Consider the following 24,077-nt stretch of genomic DNA (forward strand, 5'->3'; position numbering starts at 1 on the left):
GAATCTGTACCTTTGCCCGAATTCAGTTGCCCGTTGCCCGTTGCCAGTTGCCCGTTTGTTCAATGAACGACGAACGACTGGCCGCTGACAACCGGCCGCTGGACCCTGGCAACTGAATACTGGCAACTGAAAAATGAAGATATCCTACGACTGGCTCCGCACGCTTATTCCAACCGATAAACCCGCTGCTGAAATCGGGGCCCTGCTCACCGGCTCGGGGCTGGAGGTGGAGAGCATTGAAGAGCTGGAAAGCGTGCCCGGCGGCCTGCGCGGCCTCGTGCTGGGCACCGTGCTCACCCGCGAAAAACACCCCGACGCCGACAAGCTCAGCCTGACCACCGTGGATGTGGGCGACGCCACTCCGCGCCAGATTGTGTGCGGCGCGCCCAACGTGGCCGCCGGCCAGCGCGTGGTGGTGGCCCTCGAAGGCGCCATGCTGTACCCCACGGGCGGCGAGCCGTTCAAAATCAAGAAGTCAAAAATCCGGGGCGCGGCCTCCGAGGGCATGATTTGCGCCGAGGACGAAATCGGCCTGGGCCAGTCGCATGCCGGTATTATGGTGCTCGACACCGACCTGCCCAACGGTACGCCCGCCGCCGATTACTTCGGCCTGGGCTCCGACGCGGTGTTCGAAATCGGCCTGACGCCCAACCGGGCCGACGCGGCCTCGCACTACGGCGTGGCCCGCGAGCTGCGCGCGTTGCTGCGCCAGCCCTGCCATCTGCCCGACGTGAGCGGCTTCCGGGCCCCGGCTGAGGCGACCGTCAATGTAAAGGTTACCCTGGAAGACCCGGCCGCCGCCCCGCGCTACGCCGGCCTGCTGCTGGAAAACGTGCGGGTAGCACCGTCGCCCGAGTGGCTGCAACGCCGCCTGCGCAGCATCGGCCTGGCGCCGATTAACAACGTGGTCGATGTCACCAACTTCGTGCTCCACGAGCTGGGCCAGCCCCTGCACGCCTTCGACGCCGACCAGCTGGCCGGCCACCACATTCGCGTGAAGCGGGCTGAGATAGGGGAGAAGTTCATCACCCTCGACGGCGTGGAGCGCACTTTACGCGCTGATGATTTGGTTATTGCCGACGGCAGCGGCCAGCCGCTGGCCCTGGCCGGCGTGTTCGGCGGGCAGACCTCGGGCGTGAGCGACCAGACGACCCGCGTGTTTCTGGAAAGCGCCTACTTCGCGCCGGCCGTGGTGCGCAAAACCGCCCAAACCCACCAACTCAAAACCGACGCCTCGTTCCGCTTCGAGCGCGGCACCGACCCTAATATGGTGCCGCTGGCTCTCAAGCGCGCCGCCCTGCTGCTCCAGGAAGTAGCCGGTGCCACCGTGGCCGCGCCGGTCGTGGATGAGTACCCGGAGCCCATCGAGCCCACCCTGGTGCGCCTGCGCCTGTCTCGCGTTGAGAAGCTCGTGGGCCAGTTCATCGAGCCCGCCCGCATCCGCCAGATTCTGACCGACCTGGACATCCTCATCACGGAGGAAATAATGAATTCTGAATCAGGGATTTTGAATTCCGAGGAGACGACCCAACCAGCCGAAGAGGGCGCCAACTCAGTAATTCAAAATTCAGAATCCCTAATTCAGAATTCAGCACCCACGGAGTGGGTGCTGGCCGTGCCGCCGCACAAGGTGGACGTGACGCGCGAGGCCGACGTGATTGAGGAGATTCTGCGGATTTATGGCTACAACAATGTGGCGCTGCGGCCCCATAACTCGGCCTCGTTCCTGGCCCGGTTCCCGAATCCCGACCCCGAAATCATCCGCCAGAACGTGGCCCGACTGCTGAGCGGGCAGGGCTTTTCGGAAATCATCACCAACTCCATCACCAACTCGCGCTACTTCGAAACCGAGGATGCGCCCGATGCCGGGCTGGTGCACCTGCTTAACTTCAACAGCGCCGAGCTGAACGTGCTGCGGCCCAGCCTGCTGCCCAGCGGCCTGGAGGTGGTGCGCCACAACGTGAACCGCCGCCAGCGCGATTTGAAGCTCTACGAGTTCGGCAAAACCTACCGCCAGCTGCCCGGCGGCGGCCACGAGGAGCAGAACCAGCTCGTCATCTACCTCACCGGCAACACGGCGGCCGAAACCTGGCAGCAGAAATCGGCCAAAAGCTCGTTCCACCAGCTGGCCGGGGCCGTGCAGCAGGTGCTGGCCGCGCTGGGCTTCCCCGAGCCCGCCAGTCGGCCCGTCGAGCACCCCTACCTGGCCGGCGGCCTTACGCTGCTGGCCCAGAATCAGCCGGTGGCCCGGCTCGGCGCCGTGTCTGCGGCCGTGCTCAAGCGCCTCGACGTCAGCCAGCCCGTGTGGTTTGCCGAGCTGGACTGGGACGGCCTCATGCGCAAGTACAAAAGCCGCCTCGTAGCCCAGGAGCTGCCCAAGTTCCCGGAGGTACGCCGTGACCTGAGCCTGGTAGTCGACCGCACTGTAACCTTCGACCAGCTCCGGCAGATTGCCCGCCGCGCCGAGAAGAAGCTGCTGCGCCAGGTAAACGTGTTCGACGTGTACGAGGGCGACAACCTGGGAGCCGGCAAGAAGTCGTACTCCGTCAGCTTCCTGCTCCAGGATGCCACCCAGACGCTCACCGACCAGGCCATCGACCAGGTGATGAACCGCCTGATTCAGCAGTTCGAGCAGCAGGCCGGCGCGGTAATTAGGCGGTAAACAGAACGTCATTCTGAGCATATGGCGAAGAATCTCGCGTGCTGATGTTGCAGGGCTAACCTGCCGTTTGGATTACTTTGGCACGCGAGATTCTTCGCTTCGCTCAGAATGACGTTCTTGCTAAATCACGTTCTTTACGAAAAACCAAAACCGCCCACCAAAAAACAAAAAATGGCTTCCACCCAGCAGCTGGCCCAACTCGACCGCCTGGAGCGGCAGGTAACCACTTTAGTGGCTGCCTATCAGCAGTTGCGCGAAGAGCTGGCCGATGCCCAGACCACGGTGCAGCAGCTTCAGGCCGACGTGCGCGACCGGGAGCGGGCCATCAAGGATTTCCAGAATCAGGAGAATATCACTAAACTTGTCAATACCATAGCGACCGGGGAACCGGCCAATGTCAACGAGCTGAAACTTCGCCTGAACGAATACATCCGCGAAATAGATAAGTGCCTTGCCTATTTGAGGGAGTAAACCAACCCGAACCAATCCCCCAACTCTAACCCACCACCGCCAGCAGCCCGCTGATGTCCGACCTTTCCATCAAAATCCGAATTGCTGACCGGGATTACCCTATGAAGGTAAGCCCCCAGGATGAGGAGCGCCTGCGCCTTGCGGGCCGGCTGCTCGGTGAGCGGCTGAAGGAATTTCGGGAACAGTACGGCATTCAGGACAAACAGGACCTGCTGGCCATGATTGCCTTATCAACCATGGCTGACCGCTTGAAGGTGAGCACGGAAAAGGATGGGACCGATGCGGCCCTGACCGAGCGCCTGGCGCGTTTGGACGAGCTGCTGTCGGGGACGGTGTTGGTCTGATTCTGTGGCCCCCTAGTGGGCACAGGGCCAATTCGGCGCGAAGCAACAGCCCGGTGCGGGGCGGGGCAAACGGCCCGGCCACCGCACGGGCCTTTGGCGTTTCTACCGGGGGCTATGTAGTATGGAGTGATTGATACTGTGTGGGGAGAGAAGGTTCTGTTGAATTATATAGACTGTCAGAACGTCCTCTCCCTATGCAGTACGAATTACTCACTACTGCTTACCAACTTCCCATTTCAATCCCCCTACAGTCATGTCTGAAACGCTTTATATTGTTCTGGCAGCCGTGCTGGCCCTTGTGGTTGGCGTGGCGCTGGGACGCCTGTTGGCCGGCAAGGCCCGGCAGGACCACGAGGGTGACGCCCGCGCCAGGGGCCAGCAGCTGCTGGCCGACGCCGAGGCCGAAGCCACCCGCATCCGCGACGAGCGGATTCAGCAGTCAAAAGATAAATTCCGCAACCTCAAGCAGGAATTCGAGCAGGAAAGCCGCCGCCAGAAACAGTCGCTCGATCAGGAACTGACCGAGCGCCGCGCCAGCGTAGTGGAGCAGGAGCAGAGCATTAAGCAGCTCGCCCAGGCCACCCAAAAGCAGCTCGACCAGGTGCAGCGCAAGGAAAAAGAGCTCGATGCCGCCAAGGAACGCCTCGAAACCCAGGCCCAGCAGCAGCGCGAGAAACTCGAACAGCAGGACGAAAAGCGCAAAGCCACCCTCGACGCCCAGCTGGCCAAGCTGGAAACCCGCGAGCAGGAAGTGGAAACCGAGCTGCGCGACATCCGCCAGCAGCTCACCGAGAAAATCAGCGCCATTACCACCCAGCTCGAAGCCATTTCGGGCCTCACGGCCGCCGAGGCCCGCGAGCAGCTGGTGGAAGGCCTCAAGAACGAAGCCCAGATTCAGGCCAGCTCCTACATCAAGGACGTAGTGGCCCAGAGCAAGCTTACGGCCACCAAGGACGCCAAGAAAATCGTGCTCGAAACCATTCAGCGCACCGCCGCCGAGCACGCCATCGAGAACTGCGTCAGCATTTTCAACATTGAAAGTGATGATGTGAAGGGCAAGATTATCGGCCGTGAGGGCCGCAACATCCGGGCTTTGGAGGCCGCCACGGGCGTGGAAATTATCGTGGACGACACGCCGGAGGCCATCATCATCTCGGGCTTCGACCCGGTGCGCCGCGAAGTGGCCCGCCTGAGTTTGCACCTGCTGGTGAAGGACGGCCGCATCCACCCGGCCCGCATCGAGGAAATTGTGGCCAAAACCCGCAAGAACATCGACGAGGAAATCGTGGAAATCGGCGAGAAAACCATCATCGACCTCGGCATCCACGGCCTGCACCCCGAGCTGATTAAGATGGTGGGCCGCATGCGCTTCCGCTCCAGCTACGGCCAGAACCTGCTGCAACATAGCCGCGAAGTAGCCAACCTCTGCGCCACCATGGCCGCCGAAATGGGCCTCAACGTGAAGCACGCCAAGCGCGCCGGCCTGCTCCACGATATCGGCAAGGTAAGCACCGAGGAGCCCGAACTGCCCCACGCCATTCTGGGCATGGAGATGGCCAAGAAGTACAAAGAACACCCCGACGTGGTCAACGCCATCGGCGCCCACCACGACGAAATGGAGATGACGGCCATGATTTCGCCGCTCGTGCAGGCCTGCGACGCCATTTCGGGCTCGCGCCCCGGCGCCCGGCGCGAGATGATGGAGAGCTACATCAAGCGCCTCAAGCAGCTCGAAGAAACCGCCAACGGCTTCAAAGGGGTAAACCAGTGCTTTGCCATCCAGGCCGGCCGCGAACTGCGCGTGATGGTGGACGCCGAAAACGTAACCGACGAGCGGGCCAGCGAGCTGAGCTACGAAATCTCCCAGAAAATCGAAAAAGAGATGCAGTACCCCGGCCAGATCAAAATCACGGTTATCCGCGAAATGCGCGCCGTGGCCTACGCCAAGTAAGCAGATTCTTATTACCGATTAAGCCCGCTGGAAGCACTTCCGGCGGGCTTTTTTCGTGAAGCTACTTGCAGCCCAACGCACCTAGAGTTGTGGCCGATTTCTCATAAGCTGGCTCGATGGGTTGGTTGGTCAACAGCCGCTGGGCATCCTGCGTGGTAGTGGCGTAGGCTGCTGTTGCCTGCAAGGCAACCCGCACCAGCTTGCGCCATTCAGCGTAGGCGGCAGGATTTTTATCCACGTAGAGAGCCTTGGTGTAGGCCGCCGTTTGTTCGTAGTACCAAGCGCAGGCGCGGTTGGCTACTGGAACGTAGTAGATATAGACAGTGCCGTAGGCCTGCGTACTGTCCTGGAGCTGTTGCAACGACTGCCGGGCCTGCCGGGCCGCCAATTCGGCCAAATCGAAGATAATCCGGTGCTTAGCCAGTTCGACGGTGTCGGTGGTGAGTGTGGCCGATTGATCTTTGAGCCATAAAGCGGCGAAATAGGCCTTTTCCAGCATAGGGCCCCGGTCGCGCTTGCGGCGGGGTACATCGAGCACGGAACTGAGACTTACGCGGGAGTCAACCAACAAGCCGGCTTGCTTCTCAAGGCGCCGAAGCTGTTCCGAAGGAGCCGCCTGAAAATCGGTGGCCAGCACATTTTGGTTGGGCTGCCAGGCCTTGCGGGTCGCCGACTCGAAGGGTAGACTTTGGGCCGTCAGCACATGGGCTGCCAATAGGAAAACGACGAGCAGTAGGGGTAGGCGCATCGCACGGGAGGTATGGAATAGTAGCTTGTTGATGCAAACAAAGCTACTATTCCATAAATCACTAGCGCTCAATAGTGGCTATTCCTGCCCATTTACCTCCGGCAGCGTGATTTCGCCCTCGAACTCGCCCGAGTCGGCCAAATCGTGCAGCCAGTATTCCGACGAAATCAGGCGCACGGCGAAGGTGCCGGGCGCACCGGTGGGCGTGGCGGTCAGCTCCCACAGGATGTTGTCGGCGGCCTCGAAAGGGGTGGGGTCGGTTAGCTCGGTGCCGTAGAGGCGCTTGATGAGGGAGCGGTCGGAGAGGGCCGGAGCCAGCGCCCGGAGCACGAGGCCGGCCGTGAGCTGCTCGGGGGCCTCGGGGCCGGTGAGCTGGATGGTAGCCTCCGCCAGCACGGCCTGGCCATTAGGAAACTTGCCGTTGTAGGCCAGGCGCAGGAGCTGGTTGGCATCGAACAAATGGCGGTGCAGGCCGATTTCGGGGTATTCCTCGAAAATCTTATCGTTCTGCATGTCGTGCGAAATCTGGTCGATCTGGCCGTCGTTCAGGTCGTCGCCGAGGCGGTAGCTGAGCAGTACGGTGGCCGCTTCGGCCGGGTCGAGGTCGGCCAGGGCCATCAGGGTCATTTCGCGGGTTTCGGCCTCCGAGATGGTGTCGCCGTCGGTGAAGCCGGCCGCGCTCATGATGGAGCGGTAGTCGGTGAGCTGCCAGGTGCCGGGAATTTCACTCAGCGTTTCTTTGGTCGTAATGGTGGTTTTGCAGGCAATGGTCATAAGCGGCAGATTCAAAAAAAAGTAGGAGCGGCGCCGCCTGTGCTTACAGGCCGGGCCGCCCGGTGGATGGTAAACGCGGCTACGCGGCAGGTCAGCCCCGCTTCAGCCGCTGGAAAGCGTTGTTGAGCACTTCGGCCCAGGTGGGGTGGGCAATAACGAGGTTTTCGAGCTGCTGGTAGCGCAGCCCGCCGGCCATGGCCAGCTGGAACATGGTCATGATTTCGCCACCCTGCTCGCAGAGTACGGCCGCGCCCAGCAGTCGGTCGTCGTCGCCCACCAGCACTTCCACGAAACCCGCGGTCTGGCCCGTTTCCACAGCCCGGCCAATGGAGCCGGCCGGCAGCCGGCTCACCCGGAAAGGCACCTTCTGCTCGCGGGCCTGGGTTTTAGAAAGCCCGATGCGGCCCAGCTGGGGCTCGGTGAACACCACGTAGGGCACCGGCCGGTCGTGGTAGTCGCGGGCGCGGCCGTGTAGCAGCTGGTCGCGCACGATGCGGTAGTCGTCGTAGGCAATGTGGGTGAACTGGGGGCCGCCCTTTACGTCGCCGAGCGCGTACACGCCTTTGGCCGGCGTGCGCAGGTCGTTGTCCACCACAATGTAGCCGTCTTCGTCGGTGGGGATGCCGGCCAGCTCCAGGCCCATGTCCAGGGTGTTGGGCACCCGGCCGGTGGCTACCAGCAGGTGCGAGCCCCGAAGGCGCCGCTCGCCGCCGGGCGTGTCGGCCGTGAGCGTGAGCACGCCTTCGGCGTTGCGCGACACGTGCCGGACCTCGGCTTCGAGAACCAGCTCGATGCCCTCGGCTGCCAGCAGCTCCTGTAGTGGCCGGCTCACGTCGGGGTCTTCGCGGTCCATGAGCGTGGCCGACGTTTCGATGATGGTCACGCGCGCGCCCAGCCGGCGGAACATCTGCCCAAACTCGACGCCAATGTAGCTGCCACCCAGAATGAGCAGGTGCTCGGGCAGCTCCGTCAGGCCCAGCAGCAGGGTGTCGTTGGTGAGGTAGCCGGCCAGCTCCAGACCTGGAATGAGGGGTACGGCGGCGTGGGTGCCGGTGTTGATGAAGATGAGCGGCGCGGTTAGCTGTTCCTGTCCGCCTTGCTCATTCAGGTCGACGTGCAGCGTGTTGGGGGCCGTGAAGCGGGCGCGGCCCCGCACCAGCCGGATGTTGGGGTGCTCAGTGGTCAGGCTGTGCTCGATACCGTCGCGCGAATTCTGGGTCAGGCGGTCTTTGCGGGCCACCACGGCCGCAAAATCCACAGTAGGGGCCGAGGCGTTGATGCCCAGCTCGCCGGCCGTACGTACCAGGTGGGCGCGCTGGGCCGAGGCCAGCAGCATTTTGGTAGGCGCGCAGCCGTAGTTGACGCAGGAGCCGCCCAGGTGGGCGCTTTCGATAAGCGCGACGCGGCGGCCGGCCTCGGCCAGCGCGTAGGCCAGCGGGTTGCCAGCCTGACCGGAGCCGATGATAAGAGCGTCGTAGGGGGTAGCAGACATGTATCGTTAAACTATTGGCGGTCAGGAGTTAGCTGATTGGGAGGGTAGATAGTAGGGAGGATGCTGGTTGTTGGGTGAGCGGAGTCCGGACGTATCCTTTCTACTGTACGTAGCCGCCGAGCTTGCGGCCGGACAACGAAGCGCAGGGGGCTGCGTTAGGCTGGCAGCCGGCCTCCGGCTCCGGCCCCGCTGCCCGTACTTTGGCACGACCTTTCTATCTTCCCGCATCGGCTTTACTTCCCGGTTCATGCTTTTTCAATTTCGCGCGGTTTTCCTCCTGCCCTTGCTGCTACTGTTGCTACCGGGCTGCGCGTCGCTCTACTTTCCGCCGCCGCCCCAGGTGCCGCTGCTCACCCAGAAGGGCGAGTGGAGCGCCGGCGTACACACCAACGCGAGCCAGAATACGGCTGTGCAGGGCGCCTACGCTATTTCCGACCATCTGGGCGTGATGGGCTCGGCCTCGTTTCTGCATACCAACAAGAAAAAGGAAGCCGTCGACCACGACTTCGCCGAACTGGGCCTGGGCTACTTCACCCGCCTGCCCGATAAGCGGGTGCTGGAAATTTATGGCGGCTACGGCGGCGGCCGCACCAAGCGCGTGGAGCGCAACCCCACCGAGGGCATCACGCGCACCCTGGAGGCGGGCCTGAACAAATACTTTGTGCAGGTTAATTACACGAGCAAGGAGAAGAAAAGCTACTACCTGCTGGGCCGCGACTGGCCCCTGACCTATGGCACGGCCATGCGCGCCAGCTACGTCACGCTCACCGATTTCCGCCTCAACGGCCAGCCCGCCTTCAACGAAGACAACATCCTGTTCGAACCCATCACCTACGCCCGCGTCAAGCTCATCGGCCCGCTCGACGGCCAGTTTATCAGCGGCTACAACTTCGGGCTCAAGCACCGTAAGTTCCTCAAAGCCGCCAACTCGGTGTTTCAAATTGGTATTGTGGTGAACCTGGGCGGGCAGAGTGGGGAGAAGTAGAGGCGTCGTCGAAAGGTCGGATTGGAAATGGGGGAGAAGGCAGGTTACGCGTGCGGCAAGCCGAAAAAACAGCTTTACAGGCGCCGCAGGCCGGCTAGTAAAGTCTGATAGGAAGATGTTCTGGATGGGAATAAGGAACTATCGTTTCTTCCTTTCAGGCAGACTTCAGCCCTCACTCATGAAAACACTGTTACTACTGGTTTTTACCGGCTTAGCGGCTGCCAGCTGCGCCGTATATGTGCCCACCGTGCCCACGACCCCGCTACTACGGCAGAAGGGTGAAATGGAAATAACAGCCGGTACGCGCAGCTTCGCCAGCCTGGAAGCGGGTGCTGCCTGGGTGCCCGTGGGCCGGCTGCTGGTCGCCGGCGAAGCGGCTTTCAAACCCGCCAGTGACAGCAAAACGAATAATAGCATCTACCGTGACTACCACCGCCAAGCTGGGCTGGGGCTGGGTACTTTCTGGCTGCTGGGTCGTAACCAGACCAGCTACCTGGCGGCTATCGGGGGCGTAGGCCTGGCTGCGAGCCAGGTATATGATCCGTCAGTGGATGTTGCAGTGATACTTTTACCCTTTCCGCCACTTGGTACTCCTAAGCAGGGTAGCTTGTATCAGGCCCGCTATCGGCGCTACTACGGGCAACTGTATTGGGCGGCCCAGCAGGAACGGAGCAGCTTCGGCTTCTCAGTACGGGGCACGCTGGTCGACTATTATAAACTACACCGCGACCAACTGCCCATCAGTACCGCGAACCGCTTTTTTTTGGAGCCCACGTGCTTTCTGCGCTACGGTCGGGGCCCAATTCAGGGCCAGGTCACGCTGGGCATTTCCGTGGCCCCCGGCGCCGATTCCAGCAGCCCCGACAGGAATAACCTGACGCCTATTTCGACGCTTATTGGGGTAGGAGTAGTGGTGAAGCCATCCTTATGGTTTCAACGCTCCAACGAAACAGTGCTCCTTAAGTAGCCCGACAGTCGTATCGAGTAATGCTGCCACCAGTCAGTAAAATCAATAAAAAAGGGTTGTTCTCGGCAGAGAACAACCCTTTTAAAATAGAATCGGAGAGGCTTACTTGCCGCCCAGCACGCGCAACATGGTGTCGCCGATTTCGGCGGGCGAATCCACTACGTGGATGCCGCACTCGCGCATGATGGCCATTTTGGCAGCGGCCGTGTCGTCGGCGCCGCCGACGATGGCACCGGCGTGGCCCATGCGGCGGCCGGGAGGGGCAGTCTGGCCGGCAATGAAGCCTACGACGGGCTTTTTGTTGCCGGTTTCTTTGATCCAGCGGGCGGCTTCGGCTTCCATGCCGCCACCGATTTCGCCAATCATCACGATGCCCTCAGTTTCGGGGTCGTTCATGAGCAGCTCCACGGCTTCCTTGGTGGTCGTACCGATGATGGGGTCGCCGCCGATGCCGATGGCCGTGGTCTGGCCCAGGCCGGCCTTGGTGAGCTGGTCAACGGCCTCATAGGTGAGAGTACCCGACTTCGAAACAATACCGATTTTGCCTTTGGTGAAGATAAAGCCGGGCATGATGCCCACTTTGCACTCGCCGGCCGTCATCACGCCGGGGCAGTTGGGCCCGATCATGCGCAGGCCCTCGCGACCCTTCAGGTACTCCTTCACCGCAATCATGTCCTTGGTCGGGATGCCTTCGGTGATGGTGATGATGACCTTGATGCCCGCGTCGGCGGCCTCCATGATGGCGTCGGCGGCGAAGGCCGGCGGCACGAAGATGATGCTGGTGTCGGCGCCGGTTTCGGCTACGGCATCGGCCATGGTGTTGAACACGGGGCGCTCCAGGTGCTGGGTGCCGCCCTTGCCGGGCGTTACGCCGCCCACCACGTTGGTGCCGTACTCAATCATCTGCTGGGCATGGAACGAGCCTTCGGAGCCCGTGAAACCCTGCACTAGCACTTTGGAATCCTTGTTTACCAGAACACTCATAAAAGGGGGATTAGCGGAAATTGCTGCTTAGGAAGTGGGAACAGAGGCCGCCGGGCCGGCGGCAGCGCAAAAGTAGGCTTTTCTCTTTATAGCTGTTAACAGCGAGCTATTAGCTGTTAGATTTCCGTTCTGGTGTAGCCGGGCAAACGAATAACTGCGCTTTAATTATTGGATAACGGGTTTTCTGTCTGAACGGAAGCTAACAGCTAACGGCTCGCAGCTAACAGCTAAGGATAAGTTACCTTTGCGGACGCAAATCACCCAGCTGACTATGTACCTGAATAATATCATTGAAACCATTGGCAATACGCCCCTGGTGAAGCTCAACCGTGTAACCGACGGCATCAAAGGCACGGTGCTCGTGAAAGTGGAGTACTTCAACCCGGGCAACTCGGTGAAGGACCGCATGGCCGTAAAAATGATTGACGACGCCGAAAAAGCGGGCCTGCTCAAGCCCGGCGGCACCATCATCGAGGGCACCAGCGGCAACACCGGCATGGGCCTGGCCCTCACGGCCATTGCCCGCGGCTACAAGTGCATCTTCACGATGAGCGACAAGCAGAGCAAGGAAAAGCAGGATATTCTCAAGGCCGTGGGCGCCGAGGTTATCGTGTGTCCCACCAACGTGCCGGCCGACGACCCGCGCAGCTACTACTCCATTGCCCGCAAGCTGAACGCCGAAATCGAGAACTCTTACTACCCCAACCAGTACGATAACCTCTCCAACGCCCAGGCGCACTACGAAACCACGGGCCCCGAAATCTGGGCGCAGACCGAGGGTAAAATCACGCATTTCGCGGCCGGCGTGGGCACGGGCGGCACCATCTGCGGCACCGGCAAGTACCTGAAGGAGCAGAACCCGGCCGTGGTATCGGTGGGCCTCGACACCTACGGCTCGGTGTTCAAGAAGTACAAGGAAACCGGCATTTTCGATGAGGACGAGATTTACTCGTACAAAACTGAAGGCATCGGCGAAGACATCCTGCCTAAAAACGTCGATTTCGACCTCATCGACCTCTTCATCAAGGTAACCGATAAGGATGCGGCCCTGATGACGCGCCGGCTGGCCAAGGAGGAAGGCCTGTTTGTGGGCTGGTCGTGCGGCTCGGCCGTGTTCGGCGCCCTCGAATACGCCCGTGAGCACCTGAAGGAGGACGATACGATGGTCATCATCCTGCCCGACCACGGCACCCGCTACCTCGGCAAAATCTACAACGACGAGTGGATGCGCGAACAAGGCTGGCTGTAGCCGGTTAGCCCTTTCTCTGATTACTTTTCCCGCTTCCGGCATGGCGTCTAAGCTCCGCAGCATCGTTTTGGTGGACGACAACGAAACCACCAGCTTCCTCAACAACCGCCTGCTCAGCCGCCTCGAAGTGGCCGAGCAGGTGTACACCTACCACAAAGCCGAGCAGGCGTACCAGCAAATCTGGGGGGAAGAAAAAAGCGAAGCCACCTCTGCCGCCCCCGATTTGGTGTTCGTCGACCTGAAGATGCCCGGCATGGATGGCTTCGAGTTCCTGAAGCTCTTCAGCGCCCTGCCTCCGGAAGTGCGCGAGAAAACCGTCATGGCCGTGCTCACCACCTCCATGCACGCCGCCGACACCGCCCGCGTGGCCCAGTACCCCAACGTGGAATACCTGGCCAAGCCCCTGACGGAGGAAAAGCTAAGCAAGCTGCTGGAAAAGCGGTTTTAGGTTTAAGGAGCGTCAAGCCGCAAGCTACAAGCGGCAAGCTGACGGCCTGTCATCCTGAGTAAAACGAAGGACCTCATTGCGTGAAGACGAGTCGTTATTACGGTCGTTCAAGCGTAGTAAGGTCCTTCGCTTTACCCAGGATGACAGGCCGTCAGCTTGCCGCTTGTAGCTTGCGGCTTGACGCTTTTTTACCCCACCACGTTCTCCACGAACCGGAACGCCTCGCCGTCAAACAGGCCTTTATCGCTCAGCTTGAGGCTGGGGATGACGAGCAGGGCCATGAACGAGAGCGTCATGAACGGGGCCTGCAGGGGGGAGCCCAGGGCCTTGGCCGCCGCGTCGACGGCCGAGTAGGCGGCTGCCACCGCCGGGCCGGGCTGGTCCGACATGAGGCCGGCCACCGGCAGCGGCAAAACCAGCTCGGTGCCATCGGGCGAAACGACGGCCAGGCCGCCGCGGGCTTCCATCACCAGCTGCACGGCGCGGGCCAGGCTGGCGTCGTCGGCGCCTACGGCCGTGATGTTGTGCGAGTCGTGGCCGACGCTGCTGGCCAGCGCGCCGCCTTGCAGGCCGAAACCCCGGATGAAGGCCACGGCCGGCGGGGCCGCGTGGTAGCGGTTTACCACCGTCAGCTTCAGCAGGTCGCGGCTCAAATCGACCACTACCTGCCCGTTCTCCACTCTCGCTGGCTCGTCGTGCCGGGCTGTAATCAGCTGCCCATCGAAGCACTCGATGAGGCGGACGGTAGCTTCGTTTTTCGTCGGCTGACCTTGCTGGTCGGCCTCGGTTACTGCTGCAAGTGAGGAAACTTCAACAATAAAATCTTCGGCTTTGACCTCGTGGGGCGTGAAGTTGTTGATGACTTCCACGGGGGCGGCGGCAATCAGGGTTACGCCGTTTTCGGCCACCAGTACGCCGTCGAGGTAGGTCTGGCGTACCTTGAAATCCACCAGGTTTTCCACCACGATGAAGTCGGCCGGGTCGCCTTCGCGGAGCAGGCCCACGGGCAGGCGGTAGTGCTCGACGGGGTTGCGGCAGGCCACGTGCAGCACTTGCAGCACGTCCTGGCCGCGGGCTACGGCGCGCTGCACGAGCTGGTTGATGTGGCCCTCCAGCAGCGTGTCGGGGTGCTTGTCGTCGGAGCAGAACATCAGGTGCGCGTGGTGCTCGGGCAGCAAATCAATCAGGGCTTCGAAGTTGCGGGCCGCTGAGCCTTCGCGAATCAGGATGTGCATGCCTGCCGCCAGCTTATCCACGGCCTCGCCGGCCATAAAGCACTCGTGGTCGGTGCTGATGCCGGCCTCGGCGTAGCGGCGCGCGTCGGCGCCGGTCAGGCCGGGGGCGTGGCCATCGACGGGGCGGTTATAGCGTTGGGCCAGGGCAATCTTCTCCATTACTACCTCGTCGCGGTTGAGTACGCCGGGCCAGTTCATCATCTCGGCCAGGTAGCCGATTTCGGGATGGTCGCGGAACAGGGCCTCGATGTCGGCGGCCGTTATTTCGGCTCCTGCGGTTTCGAAGGGCGTGGCCGGCACGCAGGAGGGGGCCCCGAAGCAGAACTTGAACGGCACCTGGGCCGCGTTGGCCAGCATGTACTTCACGCCGGCCACGCCCAGCACGTTGCCGATTTCGTGGGGGTCGGACACGGTGGCCACGGTGCCGTGCGTGACGGCCATCCGGGCAAACTCGGAGGGCACCAGCAGCGAGCTTTCCACGTGCACGTGGGCATCCACGAAGCCCGGCAGGGCGTAGGGCAGGGCCGGGTCGGGCGCAGTAGGGCCCAGGGGCTCAATTTGCCGGATACGGCCGCCGGCTACGTGCACCGTGGCGGGACTTATGGTGTTGCTGAACAGGTTGATAACGTTGGCCTGGAGCGAAAAATCAAGCGGCATAAGCGGGGCAGAAGACACAGGGAAAAACCGGGCCGCAGAGCGGCGGGCGGGTAAAGAACCGTATATTTGCCCAAAATCCGCGCCGTGAGAAAGATTGTGACTTTGCTGCTAGCCGCCTGTATTGGGGGCTCGGGCCTGCTGACGGCGGGCTGCGCCTCCCGCTCGGCTCTTCAGAAAAAAACGGCCAGCTACAAGCGCAAAGCCAAGTCCGGCAAGATTCCCTGTCCCTGCGAAAGCCACTAAAACACCACCAGCCGGCGGGCCCTGCCCGGCGGCTGGTGGCTGTTCCTGCCCTTTACCAGCCTGCCCATGCCCGACGAATCGCCCTTAGCCGCCCTGCAAAACGCCGCCGAAGCCGTCCGCCACCAGCTGCGCCTCAATACCTACGATGCCGCCGCCGTGCAGCGGCTCGATGAATTCATTGAAGTGCAGCGGCCCATCATCAAGGAAACCGACCGCGAAGGCGTTATCAAGGCTCTGGGCTGCTTTTTGGGCCAGTGCATGGTGCAGACCTATGGCGGCACCTGGGCCCAGAACCCCCAGGGCGTGACGGGTGTGGGCATTGGCGACGTGCACTTCTTCAACCCCTTCTACCGGGTTGGCGAGCAGCTGGCCAAAGGGCCCGCGCAATCGGTAACGGATTTTTTTGCGAGCCTGCCCGAGCGCATGGCCGCCCAGCCCGCCCGTAAAACCTGGATTTAGTGAGCTCTCCAACCGAACCCGGCCGCCCCGACCTTGCCATGCAGAAAATCGTGATTGCCATCGACGGCTATTCTTCGTGCGGTAAAAGCACCACGGCCAAGGCCGTGGCCGCCGAGCTGGGCTACGCCTACATCGATACCGGCGCCATGTACCGGGGCGTAACGCTGTACCTGCTCGAAAACAGCATTGCCTTCGACGATCTGCCCCGCATCGAGCAGGCGCTGCACGACATGCAAATCAGCTTCAAGCGCAACCGCCAGACTGGCCGCAATGAGCTGTGCCTCGACGGCAGGATTCGGGAGGATGAAATCCGGCAGATGCGCATTTCCAACTCCGTGAGCGAGGTTTCTGGGCTGCCGGCCGTGCGCCACGCCATGGTGCGCCAGCAGCAGCAGATGGGCCGCCGCCGCGGCGTGGTCATGGACGGCCGCGACATCGGCACCACCGTTTTCCCCGATGCCGAAGTGAAAGTGTTCATGACGGCCGAAGTGCTCACCCGGGCCCTGCGCCGGCAGGAGGAGCTGGCTACCAAAAACGAGCACGTGCCGGTCGAGGACATTGTGGAGAACCTGCAAAAGCGCGACCACCTCGACTCGACCCGCACCGAAAGCCCCCTGCGCCGCGCCGCCGACGCCGTGTTGCTCGACACCACCCACATGATGATTGACGAGCAGGTAGATTTCGTGCTCGAACGCGTATCGGCCGCCCTGTTCTCCCGCGCCGTAAAGGGGTGATTGGTACAGAGTCCGTCTGTCATCCTGAGCTTGCGAAGGACCTGTACAGAGGCTAGCATCTCACATTGCCTTCTCTATAGGTCCTTCGCAAGCTCAAGATAACAAATGATCTGCCGCCGCCCGGCAGCCCGCGGACCCAAACGGCTGCCGCCGCTGTTATAGCTGCGGAATCTGGCTCGTAATTAGCAGGCCTGCCGGAGTCGCCCGTTGTCGGGCCCGGCCTCATAAATCCAAGCGCATGAACGTCCTCATTGATAAGAATTCCGGTTACTGCTTCGGCGTCGAATTCGCCATTCAGATGGCCGAAGACGAATTGTCCCACGAGCATAGCCTGTACTGTTTGGGCGACATCGTGCACAACCGCATGGAAGTGGAGCGCCTGCACGGTCTGGGCCTGCGCATCATCGACCGCGAGCAGCTGGAGGAAATTCATGATGCCAAAGTGCTCATCAGGGCCCACGGCGAGCCGCCGGCCACCTACGAACTGGCCCTGCGCAACAACCTGGAGCTGATTGACGCTTCCTGCCCCGTAGTGCTCAAGCTCCAGAACCGCGTGAAGCACGCCTTCGACGCCTCGACCCGCCAGCAGGGCCAGATTGTGATTTACGGCCAGCCCGGCCACGCCGAAGTAGCCGGCCTCACGGGCCAGACGCTCAACCAGGCCATCATCGTGATGAGTGAAGCCGACCTCGACCAGGTGGATTTCACGCGGCCCGTAACCTTGTTCAGCCAGACCACCAAGAGCACCGCCGGTTTCTACCACATGAAAGCCGTTATCGAGGAGCGCATCAAAGCGGCCGGCGGCTCGCTCGATTCCTTCGACGCCAACGACAGCATCTGCCGGCAGGTGAGCAACCGCGAGCCGGCCCTGCGCATTTTTGCCCAGCAACACGACATTATCATCTTCGTGAGCGGGCGCAAAAGCTCCAACGGCAAGGCCCTGTTCTCAGTCGTCAACCAAACCAATCCGCGCAGCTACTTCGTCGAAAACGAGCAGGAACTGGACGAGGCTTGGTTTGAGGGAGCCGAGTCGGTGGGCATTTGCGGCGCCACCAGCACCCCTATGTGGCTGATGGAGCGCGTGAAAGCGCGGATTGAGGAAGTAGGCGTTAGTGCATAGTTGATAGAGCGTAGTTAATAGAGCGTAGAAATTACCTGTCATCCTGAGCGCAGCGAAGGACCTGCTTACGCCAGCACCAATCGTTGATACGTCTGTGCTGGCGTAAGCAGGTCCTTCGCTGCGCTCAGGATGACAGTATCTTTACGGCCCTATCCAGGCCCCGTCACCCAAGCACCAATCCATGCGCAAATACCTGAACTACTTCCTGAGCGGTTTTCTGATTGTGGCCCCCATCGGGCTCACGGCCTACATTCTGTTCGCGGTACTGCGCTGGCTCGACGAGTTGTTCGCAGGCCTGAGCTTTGATATCCCCGGGCTGGGGCTGCTGGTGGCCGTGCTGCTGATTACGGCCGTGGGCTTCGTGGCCAAATCGTTTCTGGTGCGGCCCTTCCTTATCATCACCGAGCGGCTGCTGCACCGCACGCCGCTGGTCAGCATCATCTACTCCAGCCTCAAAGACCTGTTCGATGCCTTCGTGGGCGACAACCAGAAGTTCAACCGCCCGGTGCTGGTGCGCCTTAACGCCGCCGACCAGGTATTCAAAATGGGCTTCGTTACCCAGCCGACCATGGGCGCCATCACCCGCGACGATTTGCTGGCCGTGTACTTCCCGCACTCCTACAACTTCTCGGGCGAGCTGGTGCTGGTGCCCATCGAAAACGTGACCTACCTGGAGCTGCCCAGCAGCGAAATCATGAAGTTCATCGTCTCCGGCGGCGTTTCGCGGCTGGGGTAGCGGTGAAGTGAGGGAGTTGGTGAATAAGTGAACCGGCCGCGCCCTGAGTGGTTGCCAACCGCTTCAGCCGCCGTCCGCTACGCTTCGGAAGCCGCGGCCGACGGTTGGGTAACTACGGGTTGGGGCCGGCCACAGAAACGGGTAGGTTTGATGCAGTCAACCACTTAAACCCCTCCCGCTCATGGAAACCACCGACCGCAACCCCCAACTCTGGCGTCTGGCCCGGCAACGGGCCCGGTTTCAGGGCAGCCTGCTCACTTTCCTGTTCGTCAATACCATCCTGTGGGCCGTGTGGTACTTCACCGACCGCAACTCCCATCTCATTCCCTGGCCGCTGTGGGTGTCGTTTTTCTGGGGCATCGGCGTGGTAGCCCGCGGGCTGAAGGCCTACGCCGGCCTTAACTGGGCCGACCGTTCGGAGCGCGAGTACGAGAAGCTGGTGCGCCAGCAGCGCAACGAGCTACGCTAATTGCCCGGCAGTTTGAATTAAGATGCGCCAATGGCCGGGTTGGGCAACCTTCCCGGCCGGGGCCGGGTTAGGGGTACTATGAAAACCCGCTATTTTCTGCCCCTGCTGCTGGCCCCGCTGGCCCTGAGTTCTGCCATAACGCCCGGTCCCGCGCCGGCTGCTGATGCCAACCTGAGCAAAATCAGGCTGCCGCCCGGCTTTAGTATCAGCTACTTCGCTCAAAACGTGAAAAGCGCCCGCGAGCTGGCCCTGGGCCCCGACGGCACGGTGTACGTGGGTACCAAGAACGATAAGGTGTACGCCCTGCCCGACCGCAACAAGGACGGCCGCGCCGATGAGGTGATTACGCTGGCTTCGGGCCTGAACGCGCCCAACGGCGTGGCCGTGCGCAACGGCAGCCTCTACGTGGCCGAAATCAACCGCATCCTGCGCTACGACAACGTGGGCGCCAAGCTCAAACAGCCCCCCAAGCCAGTAGTGGTAAGCACGGCGTTGCCCGACAAGGAGTGGCACGGCTACCGCTACATTGCCTTCGGGCCCGATGGCAAGCTGTACGTGCCGGTGGGCGCGCCCTGCAACAGCTGCCTGCCCGAAGCGCCCATCTTCGCCACCATCAACCGCATGAACCCCGACGGCACGGGCCTCGAAACCTTCGCCTACGGCGTGCGCAACACCGTCGGCTTCGACTGGAGCCCCCAGGACAAGGCGCTCTGGTTTACCGATAACGGCCGCGACAAGCTCGGCGACAACCTGCCGGCCGACGAGCTGAACCGCGCCGCCAAGCCCGGCCAGCACTTCGGTTTCCCCTACTTTTTCGCCGGCGACGTGCCCGACCCCGAATTTGGGAAAGGCAAATCGATGGACACCTACGTGAAGCCGGCCCGCAAGCTGGGGCCGCACGTGGCGGCGCTGGGTATGAAGTTCTACACCGGCAAGCAGTTCCCGGCCAAGTACCAGAACCAGATTCTCATTCCCGAGCACGGCTCCTGGAACCGCAGCAGCAAAATCGGCTACCGCATCACGCTGGTTACGCTCGATGCCGCCGGCCGGCAGGCCACCGGCTACCAGACCTTCGCCGAAGGCTGGCTGCAAGGCCAGACCCCCTGGGGCCGCCCCGTAGCCCTGCTCGTCATGCCTGATGGCTCCGTCCTGGTTTCCGACGACCAGAACGACGCCGTATACCGCATCAGCTACAAGGGCTGAAGGTGAGGTGGTGAAATGGTGAGGTGGTGAGATGGTGAAATGGTGAGATGGTGAGTTTGACGTTCCAGGGGCCTGTCGGCGCAAGTGGAGCAGTCAGGCCCCTGGAACGTCAAACTCACCACCTCACCACCTCACCACCTCACCATTTCACCATCTCACCATTTCACCATCTCACCTTATCTTGCCCCCCATGAAAAAGCAACGTGAACCCAAGCGCACGGTGGGACGGCGGGAGTTGGTTGATTTCCCGGAGCTCCAGTTCTGGGGCGTGGAAGCCAAGGTGGATACCGGCGCCTTCACCGGGGCGCTGCACTGCTCCAACATCCACGAAGAAACCGACGAGCACGGCGTTACGCGCCTGCACGTGCAGCTGCTCGACCCCTCGCACCCCGATTTCGACGGCTCGCCCATGACCTTCGACACGTTCGGCATGCGCGACATTCGCAGCTCCAACGGCGAGGTGCAGCAGCGCTACGTAATCGAGGCCGTTATCCGGCTGTTTGGCCAGGATTTCACCACCGAGTTTTCCCTTTCCGACCGTTCGGACATGAAATATCCCGTTCTTGTGGGCCGGGTGCTGCTGCGCCAGGCCCGGTTGGTGGTCGATGTAGCCCGGCGCAACGTATCGTACAAACTTCAGCGCACCCTCGACAGCTAATGCTCCGTCAGTTGCCAGTTGCCAAGCTGTTCGACAAATGAAACGGGCAACTGGACACTGGCAACTGCCCCCTTCCTCTACAGTCCGCAACCCAATGAAAGTAGCGATTCTATCGCGTGAGCCAAAGCTCTATTCGACCCGCCGACTGGTGGAAGCCGCCGAACAGCGCGGCCACGAGCCCGTGGTAATTGACCATCTGCACTGCAACCTGGTACTCGAAAAAGGCCAGCCCGGCATTATTTACCAGGGCAGCCGCCTGGAAGGCTTCGACGCCATTATTCCCCGCATCGGGGCCTCGGTTACGTTTTACGGCTGCGCCGTGGTGCGCCAGTTCGAGATGATGAAGGTGCGCACGGCCATCGACAGCCAGTCGATTGTGCGCAGCCGCGACAAGCTGCGCTCCATGCAGATCCTGAGCCGCGCCGGCGTGGGCATGCCCAAAACCGCCTTCACCAACTACTCCGACGACGTACCGGCCATGATTGAGCAGGTAGGCGGCGCGCCCGTTATCATCAAGCTGCTCGAAGGCACCCAGGGCCTGGGCGTGGTGCTGGCCGAGTCGGCCAAGGCTGCCCAATCGGTGATTGAGGCCTTCCACAACCTGAAGGCCCGCATTATCGTGCAGGAATTCATTGCCGAGAGCAAGGGGGCCGATTTGCGCGCCTTCGTGGTGGACGGTGAGGTAGTGGGCGCCATGAAGCGGCAGGGCAAGGAGGGCGAGTTTCGCTCGAACCTGCACCGCGGCGGCTCGGGCAAGCTCGTAAAGCTGAGCCGGGCCGAGAAGGCCGCCGCCCTGCTGGCTGCCAAGTCGTTGGGCCTGGGCATTGCGGGCGTGGATATGCTGCAAAGCACGCGCGGCCCGCTGGTGCTGGAAGTAAACTCCTCGCCCGGCCTCGAAGGCATCGAGCGCGCCACCGGCCTCGATATTGCCGGTAAAGTCATCGAGTACACCGAGCAGCTGACGCTGAAAAAGAAGTCGACCGCCGCGAAAAAGGCGTAGCTGAAGAAAAGTCGTTGTCATCCTTAGCATTCCGCGCATCATTACCCCAAAAATGCCCCACTCTACCCCCGACCAGCTTTGCCTCAACGGCCTTACTATCGGGCCCGGCGAGCGGGTGCTTACCCGGCTCGTGATTTCGCGGCTGCCCTCGGGAACGGTGATTGACATTCCGGTGCACGTGTTCCGGGCCCTGGAGCCGGGGCCCACGGTGCTGCTGATGGCCGGCATGCACGGCGACGAAGTGAACGGCATCGAAACCATCCGCCGCCTTATCCGGCGCGATTTGTTGCGCCCGTTGCGCGGCACTATCATTGCCATTCCCATCCTCAACATCTACGGCTTCCTCAATTTCTCGCGCGAGGTGCCCGACGGTAAGGACGTGAACCGCAGCTTCCCCGGCAACCCCCGCGGCTCGCTGGCCAGCCGCGTCGCCCACCGCTTCATGCGCGAAATCATGCCCCTGATTGACTACGGCATCGACTTCCACACGGGCGGGGCCACGCGGGCCAACACCCCGCAAATCCGCTGCCTGCTGCACGAAGACGCCGAAACCGACGCGCTGGCTGCCGCCTTTGCCGCGCCGTTCACGCTGCACGCCGGTCTGCGGCCCGGCTCGCTGCGCGAAACGGCCATGCAGGAGGGCCGCCGCATTATCGTGTACGAAACCGGCGAGTCGATGCGGCTCGACGAGGCCGGCATCGACCTGGGCATTGCCGGCACGCTGCGGGTGCTGCACTACCTGGGCATGGCCGCCGAGGCCCCGGCCCCCGCGCACCCGACGGTGGTCTGCCTGCGCTCAACCTGGCTGCGGGCGCGCTACGCCGGTATTTTCCGGAGCCTCGTGCAGCTGGGCCAGCATGTAGAAGAGGGGCAGGCCTACGGCTCGGTAGCCGACCCCTACGGCGAGCGGTCGGTACGGCTGGAGTCGCCCGTTACGGGCTACATCATCGGCCTCAACCACATGCCGGTCGTGAACCAGGGCGATGCGCTGGTGCACGTGGCCCGCCTCGACGCCGCCCCCAGCCGCGCCGACCTGGTAGTTCCCTTCGAGGAAAAGCCCCTCAAGCGCACCGAAGAAGACGTGAACGAGGTAGACCGCGCCGACGACCCCACCCCCCACGACGACGGCCACGGCGACGAGGTGTGGTAGCGGTGATTTGGTGATGTAGTGATTTGGTGACTGATGAGCTGGTTCACCACATCACCAAATCACCGAATCCCTGTACTTTTGCCCGGCTGCCCCGCGGTGGCCTTTTGTTTTCTCTTGCCTGCTGAATGAAAAACTCAACCCAACTGATTGTAAACGCGGTGCTGGTAGTGGCCGTGGCCGTGCTGTTCTACCTCCACTTCGCCAGCGGCAAGCCCGCCAAGCCCGCTGCCTCACCCGCGCCCGTAGCCGCCACGCCCGCCGATACGGCGGCCACCGAACCCGAGCCCGAAGTTGCCCTGACGCCGGCCGTGCTGGCCGACACCAACAAGGTGGCCTATGTGGAAACCAACCGCCTGCTGGAAGAATACCAGGGCATGAAGGACGCCAGTAAGCGCCTCGAAGCCAAGGCCCGCGGCTGGGAGGCCCAGAACAAAAAGCTCGTTACCAGCTTCCAGACGGCCGTGCAGCAGTATCAGCAGAAGGCCGAAGGCATGAGCGCCGAGCAGCGCGCCGCCACTGAGCAGCAGCTCCAGGCCCAGCAGATGAAGGTGGGCCAGGAGCAGGAGCGCCTCCAGCGCCAGGCCCAGGAGGAGCAGGGCAAGCTGAACGAGCAGGTGATGGGCCGCGTGAACAAGCAGATTGAGAAGTACGGCAAGACCAACGGCTACCGGCTGATTCTGGCCACCGGCGCCGGCAACATCGCCTACGGCCGCAAAGACCTCGACATTACCACGCCGGTGCTCAAGTACCTGAACAGCGAGTACGGAGGCAAAAAGTAACTCTTGCCCGAAACCAGAACGCAGCGCGGCCTGGCTCCATCAGCCGGGCCGCGTTGCGTTCTGGGGGTGGGGGTGAGTGGTGCGGAATCCGGCCTTGGAGGGCGCGTGGTGGTTGCTGCACCCAGCTGATTAAACCCTGGCGGCGGCCCGGCCTCTAAACCGGCAGCCTCGCTACCAACGGTGGGGCCGCTTACACGTAGCGCTATATGAAAAAGCTCCTGCCTTTGCCTGCTTTGCTGGCCGTACTGGCCCTCGCCTCCTCCGCTTCGCTGACGGGCTGCGCGGCATCAGTCCAGCCAACGGCGGTTGTTGTGCGCCCGCGGCCCTACCACCGGCCCTATTACCGGCCGGCGCCCGTAGTGGTGGCGCCGCGGCCCGTGGTGGTAGTGCCCCTACGGCCGGTGCGGCTGGCGCCCGCGCCCCGGGCCTATTACCCCTACCGTCCGCACCGCTTTTCGGGCCGGATTCGGTAGCAGGCAATACAGCTGCAAAAAGCCCTGCCGAACCCCTGCCGCATGGCGCGGCGAGGGGTTCGGCAGGGCTGTTACCGGATTGGGCC

At 62.2% G+C, this 24,077-nt stretch carries 23 protein-coding genes and 1 pseudogene; 19 read left to right on the forward strand and 5 right to left on the reverse strand.

Annotation, left to right across the window (positions count from 1 at the left end; all coding sequences use genetic code 11):
- Positions 1–133 precede the first annotated feature (133 nt).
- From pheT to rny, 4 genes are all read left to right on the forward strand, one after another.
- Entirely contained in the window at positions 134–2,662 is a 2,529-nt protein-coding gene (pheT, locus tag BMY67_RS02820) for a phenylalanine--tRNA ligase subunit beta (RefSeq protein ID WP_092768071.1), read from the forward strand.
- A 171-nt stretch (positions 2,663–2,833) separates the two neighbouring features.
- Positions 2,834–3,133 (forward strand): hypothetical protein, encoded by a 300-nt coding sequence (locus BMY67_RS02825; protein ID WP_092769557.1) that lies wholly within the window; start codon positions 2,834–2,836, stop codon positions 3,131–3,133.
- A 53-nt stretch (positions 3,134–3,186) separates the two neighbouring features.
- Complete coding sequence (locus tag BMY67_RS02830; protein WP_092768073.1) at positions 3,187–3,477, forward strand: cell division protein ZapA; 291 nt, start codon at positions 3,187–3,189, stop codon at positions 3,475–3,477.
- Between the two features lie 253 nt (positions 3,478–3,730).
- Positions 3,731–5,428, forward strand: a complete 1,698-nt coding sequence (gene rny / locus BMY67_RS02835; RefSeq protein WP_092768075.1) for a ribonuclease Y — start codon at positions 3,731–3,733, stop codon at positions 5,426–5,428.
- 61 nt (positions 5,429–5,489) lie between these two features.
- On the opposite strand, the gene BMY67_RS02840 is transcribed toward rny, so the two are convergent.
- The 3 genes from BMY67_RS02840 to BMY67_RS02850 all read right to left on the reverse strand — a co-directional run bounded on the left by BMY67_RS02840 (position 5,490) and on the right by BMY67_RS02850 (position 8,442).
- Positions 5,490–6,176: a hypothetical protein gene (locus tag BMY67_RS02840; RefSeq protein ID WP_143069673.1), complete on the reverse strand. Its 687-nt coding sequence runs from the start codon at positions 6,174–6,176 to the stop codon at positions 5,490–5,492.
- A 78-nt stretch (positions 6,177–6,254) separates the two neighbouring features.
- Positions 6,255–6,965 carry a hypothetical protein gene (locus tag BMY67_RS02845; protein ID WP_143069674.1) on the reverse strand — a complete coding sequence of 237 codons (711 nt, stop codon included), beginning with the start codon at positions 6,963–6,965 and terminating at the stop codon, positions 6,255–6,257.
- A gap of 76 nt (positions 6,966–7,041) precedes the next feature.
- Positions 7,042–8,442, reverse strand: coding sequence for a mercuric reductase (locus BMY67_RS02850; RefSeq protein ID WP_092768081.1), 1,401 nt, complete (start codon positions 8,440–8,442; stop codon positions 7,042–7,044).
- Between the two features lie 283 nt (positions 8,443–8,725).
- Here BMY67_RS02850 and BMY67_RS02855 point away from each other — a divergent pair, with 283 nt between their 5' ends.
- Positions 8,726–9,427, forward strand: a complete 702-nt coding sequence (locus tag BMY67_RS02855) for an outer membrane beta-barrel protein (RefSeq protein ID WP_177189661.1) — start codon at positions 8,726–8,728, stop codon at positions 9,425–9,427.
- Positions 9,428–9,605: 178 nt separating this feature from the next.
- Entirely contained in the window at positions 9,606–10,394 is a 789-nt protein-coding gene (locus BMY67_RS02860) for a hypothetical protein (RefSeq protein ID WP_092768085.1), read from the forward strand.
- A 102-nt stretch (positions 10,395–10,496) separates the two neighbouring features.
- On the opposite strand, the gene sucD is transcribed toward BMY67_RS02860, so the two are convergent.
- A complete protein-coding gene (gene sucD, locus BMY67_RS02865) occupies positions 10,497–11,378 on the reverse strand; it encodes a succinate--CoA ligase subunit alpha (protein ID WP_092768087.1) in 882 nt (293 codons plus the stop codon).
- A gap of 271 nt (positions 11,379–11,649) precedes the next feature.
- Here sucD and BMY67_RS02870 point away from each other — a divergent pair.
- Both BMY67_RS02870 and BMY67_RS02875 read left to right on the forward strand, forming a co-directional pair.
- A pseudogene (locus BMY67_RS02870) lies at positions 11,650–12,624 on the forward strand (PLP-dependent cysteine synthase family protein); the annotation flags it as partial.
- A gap of 43 nt (positions 12,625–12,667) precedes the next feature.
- Positions 12,668–13,075, forward strand: a complete 408-nt coding sequence (locus BMY67_RS02875; protein ID WP_092768089.1) for a response regulator — start codon at positions 12,668–12,670, stop codon at positions 13,073–13,075.
- Positions 13,076–13,263: 188 nt separating this feature from the next.
- On the opposite strand, the gene ade is transcribed toward BMY67_RS02875, so the two are convergent.
- Positions 13,264–14,967, reverse strand: a complete 1,704-nt coding sequence (gene ade, locus BMY67_RS02880; protein ID WP_092768091.1) for an adenine deaminase — start codon at positions 14,965–14,967, stop codon at positions 13,264–13,266.
- A gap of 309 nt (positions 14,968–15,276) precedes the next feature.
- Here ade and BMY67_RS02885 point away from each other — a divergent pair, with 309 nt between their 5' ends.
- From BMY67_RS02885 to BMY67_RS02935, 11 genes are all read left to right on the forward strand, one after another.
- Positions 15,277–15,669: a hypothetical protein gene (locus BMY67_RS02885; RefSeq protein WP_092768093.1), complete on the forward strand. Its 393-nt coding sequence runs from the start codon at positions 15,277–15,279 to the stop codon at positions 15,667–15,669.
- 38 nt (positions 15,670–15,707) lie between these two features.
- A complete protein-coding gene (gene cmk / locus BMY67_RS02890) occupies positions 15,708–16,403 on the forward strand; it encodes a (d)CMP kinase (RefSeq protein WP_092768095.1) in 696 nt (231 codons plus the stop codon).
- Between the two features lie 238 nt (positions 16,404–16,641).
- Complete coding sequence (locus BMY67_RS02895; protein ID WP_092768097.1) at positions 16,642–17,523, forward strand: 4-hydroxy-3-methylbut-2-enyl diphosphate reductase; 882 nt, start codon at positions 16,642–16,644, stop codon at positions 17,521–17,523.
- 181 nt (positions 17,524–17,704) lie between these two features.
- Positions 17,705–18,259 carry a DUF502 domain-containing protein gene (locus BMY67_RS02900; protein WP_092768099.1) on the forward strand — a complete coding sequence of 185 codons (555 nt, stop codon included), beginning with the start codon at positions 17,705–17,707 and terminating at the stop codon, positions 18,257–18,259.
- Positions 18,260–18,440: 181 nt separating this feature from the next.
- Positions 18,441–18,728, forward strand: coding sequence for a 2TM domain-containing protein (locus BMY67_RS02905; protein WP_092768101.1), 288 nt, complete (start codon positions 18,441–18,443; stop codon positions 18,726–18,728).
- A 78-nt stretch (positions 18,729–18,806) separates the two neighbouring features.
- On the forward strand, positions 18,807–19,931 hold the full coding sequence (locus BMY67_RS02910) for a PQQ-dependent sugar dehydrogenase (protein WP_092768103.1): 1,125 nt from the start codon (positions 18,807–18,809) through the stop codon (positions 19,929–19,931).
- A 190-nt stretch (positions 19,932–20,121) separates the two neighbouring features.
- Complete coding sequence (locus tag BMY67_RS02915; protein ID WP_092768105.1) at positions 20,122–20,589, forward strand: ATP-dependent zinc protease family protein; 468 nt, start codon at positions 20,122–20,124, stop codon at positions 20,587–20,589.
- Between the two features lie 94 nt (positions 20,590–20,683).
- Positions 20,684–21,589, forward strand: a complete 906-nt coding sequence (gene rimK / locus BMY67_RS02920; RefSeq protein WP_092768107.1) for a 30S ribosomal protein S6--L-glutamate ligase — start codon at positions 20,684–20,686, stop codon at positions 21,587–21,589.
- A gap of 52 nt (positions 21,590–21,641) precedes the next feature.
- A complete protein-coding gene (locus tag BMY67_RS02925; protein WP_092768109.1) occupies positions 21,642–22,739 on the forward strand; it encodes a succinylglutamate desuccinylase/aspartoacylase family protein in 1,098 nt (365 codons plus the stop codon).
- Between the two features lie 125 nt (positions 22,740–22,864).
- Positions 22,865–23,518 carry an OmpH/Skp family outer membrane protein gene (locus tag BMY67_RS02930; protein ID WP_092768111.1) on the forward strand — a complete coding sequence of 218 codons (654 nt, stop codon included), beginning with the start codon at positions 22,865–22,867 and terminating at the stop codon, positions 23,516–23,518.
- Between the two features lie 206 nt (positions 23,519–23,724).
- The gene (locus BMY67_RS02935; RefSeq protein ID WP_092768113.1) at positions 23,725–23,991 is read left to right on the forward strand and encodes a hypothetical protein; all 267 of its coding nucleotides are present in this window, start codon (positions 23,725–23,727) and stop codon (positions 23,989–23,991) included.
- Positions 23,992–24,077: the final 86 nt, after the last annotated feature.

Source organism: Hymenobacter actinosclerus, from assembly GCF_900111515.1.
Taxonomy (GTDB): Bacteria; Bacteroidota; Bacteroidia; order Cytophagales; family Hymenobacteraceae; genus Hymenobacter; species Hymenobacter actinosclerus.